This is a genomic window from Ruminococcus sp. J1101004sp1_RTP21198st1_B9_RTP21198_201120 (assembly GCF_040924245.1).
In the GTDB taxonomy this organism is placed as follows: Bacteria; Bacillota; Clostridia; order Lachnospirales; family Lachnospiraceae; genus Blautia_A; species Blautia_A faecis.
Genome location: NZ_JBCOMI010000075.1, coordinates 1 through 1,826 on the forward strand (window position 1 = coordinate 1; position 1,826 = coordinate 1,826).

Here is a 1,826-nt window from a genome sequence, read left to right on the forward strand (position 1 = left end):
CGAAAGGGCAGTTTTTATCAGAACTCAAGGCTGCTTTTTCGTTTACACCAACTCCGATTGTTTCCTTAACAGTTTGTCTGTAGTGTTTTTGTACTCCTGGCTTTCAATTCTGTTTAAAATCATACCATATATTCCTATACCACACATGGCAATGCCCAGGACGAAACCTAATACCGAATATAATATATTGTTCCGCTTCTCTTTTTTATCCTGCTTCATACACATCCTCCGCAAAACCTGTTTTTGTTTTCGATTCTTGTAAAGAACACATATTGTAAAAAATTCTCCTTCCATTGACCATGTATTCTCTATACTAATAATAATCCATCCAAAACCGGTTTGCACTATTACTTGTGCCAGTAAATGAAGAGAAAATGTTATTGCTTACTTTGTCCACAAAAAACACCTCGCGGAACGTTGCCAGTGACTTCACATGTATCTATCCAGACAGTCAACTCTACAGCTCTCCGAGTCTCTCTCTCAAATTTTTTCGTGCTTCAGTTGCACTCATAGTTTTGGCACCATCTATTCTTTCCCACTCAGCCTGAAGTACTCTGGCACGTAACCGAAGTAACTGTTCACGCTTTTCATATGTATCAATACTCTTAATTACCATATCTCCCTCATCATTTTGGGTGATATAAATAGACTCGTTGGTTTCTTTTAAACAATAGTCAGCTACTTTCAGACTATCATCAGCTTGTGTAATTCGATAATTGCTTAAATCTTTTTGTCTCTCATCCAATTACAATTCCCTCCTTCTCTACATTATCATAAAACGGCAATGCTCCCAGCCAGTATCTGTAATGTGCTTCATTCTCCAGAACTGGATTTATTACAATCCCTGACTCCAGTTCCAGATCAAACGCCAGATCAAAAATACTGTTTTCGACCTGCTCTATTTCTTCTTTTGAAAGAGGTGTTAATATCATAACATCAATATCCGAATTTTCCTTATAATCTCCACGGGCATAATAACCATAGACAATAAGTTTGGATAGATTATTTTTTAATATTTTTTTAGCCCCTTGTATAAATAGCATTAATATTTCCTGTCTAATCAAGTTGCTACCTCCTGTCAGATTATTTTCATCTACAGTAATATTTTAATAATATTGCAGCTGACTACGTAAAGCAAGCTATTATTTTACTTTTATTTTTGAAAGCGCAACCTTTGAAACTATCAAGCATGGAAATTCCAGTTTCCAGCTATAAAAAAAGTGAATATTATACCAGAATATTATTTTGAAGCTGCTTAAATATTTTGTATCTGCTGTCAAATCTGCTGTCAAAATCCATTTTTTGGCTAAATAAGAGGTGTTCCAGAAGGGTGTAAATATATCCAGACATCAAAAAAACCCTTGAAAATCAAGGGTTTCAAGTCATGCCGCAGACCGGAATCGAACCGGTACGGGTATCACTACCCACGGGATTTTAAGTCCCGGGCGTCTGCCAGTTCCGCCACTGCGGCATATGGGACCTATAGGGCTCGAACCTATGACCCTCTGCTTGTAAGGCAGATGCTCTCCCAGCTGAGCTAAGATCCCACAATATTTAATTAATGTTGATTTTCATCAACAGCGACCCGGAAGAGACTCGAACTCTCGACCTCCGCCGTGACAGGGCGGCGCTCCAACCAACTGAGCCACCGGGCCAGAAGAATATTAAATTAAATGGACCTTCGGGGACTCGAACCCAGGACCGACCGGTTATGAGCCGGTTGCTCTAACCAACTGAGCTAAAGGTCCAAAAAGCCGATGATCGGACTCGAACCGATAACCTGCTGATTACAAATCAGCTGCTCTGCCAATTGAGCCACATCGGCA

At 39.5% G+C, this 1,826-nt stretch carries 3 protein-coding genes and 5 tRNA genes; all 8 read right to left on the reverse strand.

Features of this window, described 5'->3' with window-relative positions:
- Nucleotides 1-42 precede the first annotated feature (42 nt).
- Nucleotides 43-219 (reverse strand): hypothetical protein, encoded by a 177-nt coding sequence (locus AB5618_RS21260; protein WP_368367050.1) that lies wholly within the window; start codon nt 217-219, stop codon nt 43-45.
- Between the two features lie 238 nt (nt 220-457).
- Nucleotides 458-745: a hypothetical protein gene (locus AB5618_RS21265; RefSeq protein ID WP_330382821.1), complete on the reverse strand. Its 288-nt coding sequence runs from the start codon at nt 743-745 to the stop codon at nt 458-460.
- Entirely contained in the window at nt 738-1,064 is a 327-nt protein-coding gene (locus tag AB5618_RS21270) for a nucleotidyltransferase domain-containing protein (protein ID WP_347088511.1), read from the reverse strand. Before AB5618_RS21270 ends, AB5618_RS21265 begins: the two co-directional genes overlap by 8 nt.
- A gap of 321 nt (nt 1,065-1,385) precedes the next feature.
- Nucleotides 1,386-1,471: transfer RNA gene (locus AB5618_RS21275), tRNA-Leu, on the reverse strand.
- A gap of 3 nt (nt 1,472-1,474) precedes the next feature.
- Nucleotides 1,475-1,547 (reverse strand) — tRNA-Val (locus AB5618_RS21280).
- A gap of 34 nt (nt 1,548-1,581) precedes the next feature.
- Nucleotides 1,582-1,655: transfer RNA gene (locus AB5618_RS21285), tRNA-Asp, on the reverse strand.
- Between the two features lie 19 nt (nt 1,656-1,674).
- Nucleotides 1,675-1,748 (reverse strand) — tRNA-Ile (locus AB5618_RS21290).
- 4 nt (nt 1,749-1,752) lie between these two features.
- A tRNA-Thr gene (locus AB5618_RS21295) sits at nt 1,753-1,825 on the reverse strand.
- Nucleotide 1,826 lies beyond the last annotated feature (1 nt).